This is a genomic window from Shewanella sp., assembly GCF_048265805.1.
GTDB lineage: Bacteria > Pseudomonadota > Gammaproteobacteria > Enterobacterales > Shewanellaceae > Shewanella.
The window spans coordinates 1-6,116 of record NZ_JBLXAT010000063.1 but is presented as its reverse complement, the minus strand read 5'-3'; the positions used below and the strand labels follow the sequence as shown (position 1 = coordinate 6,116).

Sequence of the window (6,116 nt, the reverse complement as noted above, 5' to 3'; positions counted from 1 at the left end):
GCTATGCTGAACAGCCGAGCCCGGATGGGCTCGCCCAGGCCTTTATTATTGGCGAAGCGTTTATCGGCAATGATTCCTGCTGCCTGATTTTGGGCGACAACATTTTTTATGGTCAGAATTTCTCTCAAAAACTCAAAGCAGCCACCGAGCAGGAGCAGGGTGCGACCGTTTTTGGTTACCATGTCTCCGACCCCGAGCGTTTCGGTGTGGTTGAGTTTGACGCTCAGCAAAGGGCGATTTCGATTGAGGAAAAGCCTCCACACCCTAAGTCAAACTATGCCGTAACCGGATTATACTTCTACGACAACCGCGTAGTGGAGATTGCCAAATCTATCCAGCCCTCGCACCGTGGCGAGCTTGAAATTACCGACGTCAACCGCGCCTACCTTGAAGAGCAAAGCCTGAGTGTCGAGATGTTGGGGCGTGGCTTTGCCTGGCTGGATACCGGCACCCACGATTCGCTGATGGAAGCTGGCCACTTTGTACACACGATTGAGCAACGACAGGGGCTGAAAATCGCGTGTCTCGAAGAAATCGCCTACCACAATGGTTGGTTAACTACCGATCAAATTCACGAGGCCGCCGCCCGTCTAAAAAAATCCGGCTACGGCGAATATCTTACAAAACTCTTACGAGAAGAATCATGAAACTGATTCCCACTGCCATTCCCGATGTGATCATCCTACAGCCGCAGATGTTTGAAGACGAGCGGGGCTGGTTTATGGAAAGCTATAACCAACATAACTTTCACAGCGGTTTAGAGCAGCTAGGGATGCCAAGACCCCGTCCTTTTGTTCAGGATAACCATTCTTGTTCCAGAAAGGGAGTGTTGCGTGGCCTGCACTACCAATTGCCACCCCATGCCCAAGGTAAATTGGTGCGCGTGGCCCAAGGCGCAGTATTTGATGTGGCTGTCGATATTCGCCCGAATTCTCCTACCTTTGGCCAGTGGGTAAGTGCCGAATTGAGTGACAGCAACCATCAGATGCTGTGGATACCCGAAGGTTTTGCTCACGGTTTTGTTGCCTTGGAAAATAATACTCATTTGCTTTACAAAACTACTGACTTTTATGCCAAAGGTTGCGAAGCGGCAATTCGATGGGATGATCCAAAGCTGGGGATAGAGTGGCCGAAAACAATTCAGCTTGTAATGAATCAGAAAGATAGAGAAGCACCGTTACTTTAAAAAAGTGCCTATGGCAGAGAATTTTGTTATTTAGAGTAAAATAAATTTTTTAGCGATAGTCAGGGATACACACGTCTTCCGAGGATGACATCTTGAACATTTCAACGCATAAGGTTCTGGGAGATCATCGTGGCCAGTTAATCGCGATAGAATCGGCCAGTTCAATTCCATTTAATATAAAAAGAATTTTTTATATTTTTGGTACGCAACCTGGTATACCGAGAGGTAACCATGCGCACTATAAAACCAAACAATATTTAATCGCCGTTAGTGGTTTCTGCAAGGTTACGTTTGATGATGGTCAGGGGCAGATTACTTATGACTTGGATGAACCTAGTAAAGGATTACTGCAAGAGGCAATGATTTGGGGGACTATGCACGACTTCAGCCCCGATTGTGTGTTGCTCGTGCTGGCCAGTGAGCATTACGACGAAAATGATTATATCCGGGATTATGATCACTTCCTCAGGCAGGTGAGCCAATGAGCTTTATACATCCGACGTCTGATGTCGCAAACTGCCAGATCGGAGAGGGAACCAGGGTTTGGCAATTCGTCGTTATTCTTGAAGGGGCGAGTATTGGTAGCGACTGCAACATCTGCGCACAGACACTGATTGAAGCCAATGTGGTCATTGGAAACAACGTAACTGTCAAATCGGGAGTACAGTTATGGGATGGCTCTCGTATCGAAAGCGATGTATTTATTGGCCCGAACGTGACCTTCACAAATGACCCTTATCCGCGCTCTAAGGCTTATCCGGATCAATTTTCAGGTATTACCGTAAAAAGGGGGGCTAGTATTGGAGCGAATGCAACCATACTGCCGGGAATTTGTATCGGTGAACAGGCGATGGTTGGCGCGGGCGCTGTGGTAACCAAAGACGTTCCCCCGCGTGCGCTGGTTATCGGCAACCCGGCCCGAATTATCAGGTATATTGAAGAATGATTCCTTTTCTAAATCTCAAGTCGATCAACAACCAATATCGTCAAGAGCTGTTGGAAGCCGCTAATAGAGTCATTGACTCAGGATGGTACATTCAAGGATCAGAGCTGAACGCGTTCGACGAAGAATTTGCCAGCTACTGTGGTACAGAACACTGTATAGGGGTCGCTAACGGCCTGGACGCGCTTACGCTTACCCTGCGAGCCTGGAAAGAACTCGGAAAGCTCAAAGAAGGTGACGAAGTTATCGTGCCGGCAAATACCTACATTGCCAGCATTCTCGCCATAACTGAAAATCGCCTGAAGCCAATACTGGTCGAACCAGATGAGAAAAGTTACAACTTATGCCCGATTAAAACACCCGCCGCGATCACTGATAAAACCCGCGCAATCGTTGCCGTACACCTCTATGGGCAGCTAACGCCCATGCCAGCGATCATGGCACTGGCCAAAGCACACAACCTGCTGGTGCTGGAAGACTCAGCACAGGCACACGGGGCCGAAATCAGCGGTAAAAAGGCCGGTAACTGGGGCGATGCCTCCGGCTTCAGCTTCTACCCTGGTAAAAACCTCGGCGCACTGGGCGATGCCGGAGCGGTTACCACCAACGACGACGAATTGGCGCACACCATCCGCGCCCTGGGTAACTATGGTAGCCATAAAAAATACGAAAATCGCTATCAAGGTGTGAACAGCCGTCTCGATGAAATACAGGCGGCCTTTTTGCGCGTGAAACTGAAGCATCTGGATGCCGACACCTCACGGCGGCAACACATTGCGCTGGCCTATAGCGCAGGCATAAAACACCCTGCGCTAGGCCAACCGATTGGCCGTGAATCCACCTTGAGTAGCTTGCACAGCCACGCGTTCCACCTCTACGTAGTCCGCACGCCTCAGCGCGAAGCCTTGCAGCAGCATTTGCAAGAGGCAGGTATTCAGACCCTGATCCACTACCCGATACCCCCGCATCAGCAACAGGCTTATAGACAGTGGAATCGGCAGCATTACCCGTTAACCGAGGCAATTCATAAGGAAGTGCTCAGCCTGCCAATCAGCCCGGTGATGAATGATGAGCAGGTAGAGGCGGTCATAAAGGCGTGCAATGCGTTCAAGGCAAATTAACGCATGACGTTGATCAAGACCAGTTTACTGAACGGCATCGCCGTAATTATAAAAATGCTTACGCTGCTGGGCCTTAACAAAATATTGGCAATCTACGTTGGTCCATCGGGTTACGCAGCATTGGGACAGTTCCAGAATGCCGTGCAGATGATTACCGCATTTGCCAGCGGCGCCATTAATACCGGCGTGACCAAATACACAGCGGAGTATTACGACGACGAAGCCCGGCAACACACCGTCTGGCGTACGGCAGGCACAATTGCCCTTACTGGTTCAGTGCTTACCGCTTTGTTAGTTATCGTATTTAACCGCCCGTTGGCCGGCTGGTTTTTAAAAGATGAAACCTTGGGTAGTGTCTTCATCTGGTTTGCCGCCACGTTGGTACTGTTTGTATTCAACACCTTGCTCTTGGCCATCCTGAACGGCAAAAAAGAGATTCAGCGCTATGTCATTGCCAATATTGCCGGCAGCTTATTCGCACTGACAGTAACTGGTGTTATGGCAGTCCAGCTGGGTTTATACGGTGCTCTGGTGGCGCTGGCGATATACCAATCGCTGACGTTTTTTGTGACCTTGTCACTCACATATAAAGCCTCTTGGTTCAAATTGCGCTACCTAGCTGGCGGCATTGACAAATTGGCCGCTAAAAACCTGGCTGCTTATGCAGCGATGGCACTCACCAGCGCGGCTTGTGTGCCGCTCAGCCATATACTGATCCGTAACCACTTGGGCGAAACGCTCGGCTGGGAAGCCGCCGGCTACTGGGAAGCCATGTGGCGGTTAAGCGCCGCATATTTGATGCTGGTAACAACAACACTGAGTGTATACTATCTGCCCAAATTATCGGAACTGAAAGACCCAGGCGACATAAAACGTGAAATCATCCAGGGTTATAAAATCATCTTGCCAGTGGCGGCTACATGTGGCGTGACAATTTACTTACTCCGAAGTTTTATTATTCGTCTCTTGTTTAGCGATGAGTTTTCACCGATGGAACCGCTTTTTGCTTGGCAGCTGACTGGAGATACCTTAAAGATAGGTAGTTGGATTTTGGCTTACCTTATGCTTGGTAAGGCGATGGTGAAGTTATTTATTGCATCAGAAATTATATCTGCCGGAATTTTTTTTGGTTTGACCATTATCTTTACTGATCGCATTGGTTTAGAAGGTGTTGCTGTGGCGCATACAGTTAATTATCTGATTTATTGGATAGTGATGGCGATTTTTATTGGGAAATCGCTGCGTGTGCAGACATATGAGGAGCCCAGATGACGTGAGAAAGTACACTATTAGAGCGCCTTCGACGTGTGTTTACGCGGTTCACTAATCAGCAGTGGTGTGGCGCTGAAGCGAGCTTTTGTTATAAATGAGTATATGATTTAATTTTATAATATATTGTATGGATGGATGATTTATTGATGAAAATAATAATTCCCGTGTTGGGCTTCGGTAAATCGGGTGGGTACCGAGTCTTGTCCAACCTTTCAAATTATCTTATAAAGAATGGGTGCAGTGTAACGTTTGTCGCTCCTGAATATAGTCCCGAGCCCTACTATCCAACCAGTGCAAGAGTTATTTCAGTCGCGTCGCGTTTTGAAAATATAAAGATTCTTAGAGTTGTTTTTGCAGCCTTATCCATATTTTCTCAAATCCTAAAATTTGATGAAGGTTGCGTTATTGCTAATCACAACTTGACTTCCTTTATTGTTGTTGTTCTCCCAAGACGTTTCCGTAAATATTACTACGTCCAGGCATATGAGGTTAATTTGGTGTCTGGATTGTTTTCCAAATTTCTCGCATATTTATCCTATTTTCTTCCTTTAAGAAAAATAGTGAATTCGGAGAAAATTTTACCTGAAAGAGTGAAAAATATAGTTGGATGTGTTCCAGCAGGAATTGATTTTAATGTTTTTTATGAAAGTAGCGAAGTATTTAGTAAGTCGAAGACGATTAGAATTGGATGTATTGGTCGTAAAGAGCGATATAAGGGTACGTTTGAAATAATAGAAGCTTTTTCAGAAATAGCTAAGAAATATGACGCAATATTACAAGTTGCAATTTATCTTCCAAAGTGTGATTTTAATGCTAACGACAAAATAGTGTATCGACCGATAACTAATGACACAGAACTATCTGACTTCTACAAAAGTAATGACATAATAGTTGCGACTGGTTTGATTGAGTATGGCGCCTTTCATTACCCTTGTGCGGAGGGAATGGCTGTAGGGCGATTGGTTATCTCAAATTATTCACCTTTGACTGATAGACTGGATGCCGTCAACCCGCAACTTAGATTAGAAAGAGTAAACAAAAAAAGCATTGTTGAAGCTTTGGATTTCGCAATCAATATGAACTCATCGAAACAATTAGAAGAAATAGCTATAAATAATAGTATTATCAGGCAATATTCATGGAATTGTGTAGGGTTGCAGTTCTTGGATATTATTTCAGAATCATGATGTTGAAAATATCCAGTTTAATTTTATAAACTTTGGTGGCTTAATTTGTCGAATCCGGGTTCAATTCTTTTTGGTAAAAAAACGATTTCTTTTAAAAGGTTATTGTCAGGTACTGGTTGTTTTTTGTTTGTTGTTTTTTTGTCATATTTAACTGCGTTTCGTGTGTTTGGGATCGATAGAGACTATCTTCAGTACAGGGCGTTTTTTGAATCGCTTTCTGCCGAATATGACGGACGTTTTGAGGTAGGATTTGTTGCACTAACATTGTTAGTAAAAGAAATGGGTTTTTCTTTTTGGGCCCTGTTATTCTCTTCCGCGCTTATTTCTTTAACTGCTAAATTGTATCTCATTACCCGGCTTTCAAATAGCACGTTTTGGTTTTTTGTTTATCTTCTGAGTTTATATCC

At 45.4% G+C, this 6,116-nt stretch carries 8 protein-coding genes; all 8 read left to right on the top strand.

Annotated elements, in window-relative coordinates; translation table 11 throughout:
- Positions 1-647, top strand: a 647-nt coding sequence (locus ACN0TT_RS20485) for a sugar nucleotidyltransferase (protein ID WP_417763970.1), incomplete at its 5' end; no start/stop codon positions are given.
- Positions 644-1,186, top strand: coding sequence for a dTDP-4-dehydrorhamnose 3,5-epimerase (gene rfbC / locus ACN0TT_RS20480; protein WP_417763969.1), 543 nt, complete (start codon positions 644-646; stop codon positions 1,184-1,186). The genes ACN0TT_RS20485 and rfbC, both read left to right, overlap by 4 nt.
- Positions 1,187-1,278: 92 nt before the next feature.
- The gene (locus ACN0TT_RS20475) at positions 1,279-1,671 is read left to right on the top strand and encodes a sugar 3,4-ketoisomerase (RefSeq protein ID WP_417763968.1); all 393 of its coding nucleotides are present in this window, start codon (positions 1,279-1,281) and stop codon (positions 1,669-1,671) included.
- Positions 1,668-2,132, top strand: a complete 465-nt coding sequence (locus ACN0TT_RS20470) for an acyltransferase (RefSeq protein WP_417763967.1) — start codon at positions 1,668-1,670, stop codon at positions 2,130-2,132. The genes ACN0TT_RS20475 and ACN0TT_RS20470 overlap by 4 nt, the downstream gene beginning before the upstream one ends.
- Positions 2,129-3,250 carry a DegT/DnrJ/EryC1/StrS family aminotransferase gene (locus ACN0TT_RS20465; protein ID WP_417763966.1) on the top strand — a complete coding sequence of 374 codons (1,122 nt, stop codon included), beginning with the start codon at positions 2,129-2,131 and terminating at the stop codon, positions 3,248-3,250. Before ACN0TT_RS20470 ends, ACN0TT_RS20465 begins: the two co-directional genes overlap by 4 nt.
- Before the next feature lie 3 nt (positions 3,251-3,253).
- Positions 3,254-4,522, top strand: a complete 1,269-nt coding sequence (locus tag ACN0TT_RS20460; RefSeq protein WP_417763965.1) for an O-antigen translocase — start codon at positions 3,254-3,256, stop codon at positions 4,520-4,522.
- 131 nt (positions 4,523-4,653) lie between these two features.
- Positions 4,654-5,709, top strand: a complete 1,056-nt coding sequence (locus ACN0TT_RS20455) for a glycosyltransferase family 4 protein (RefSeq protein ID WP_417763964.1) — start codon at positions 4,654-4,656, stop codon at positions 5,707-5,709.
- A gap of 45 nt (positions 5,710-5,754) precedes the next feature.
- Positions 5,755-6,116: EpsG family protein (locus tag ACN0TT_RS20450; protein ID WP_417763963.1), on the top strand; the 362-nt coding region annotated here is incomplete at its 3' end.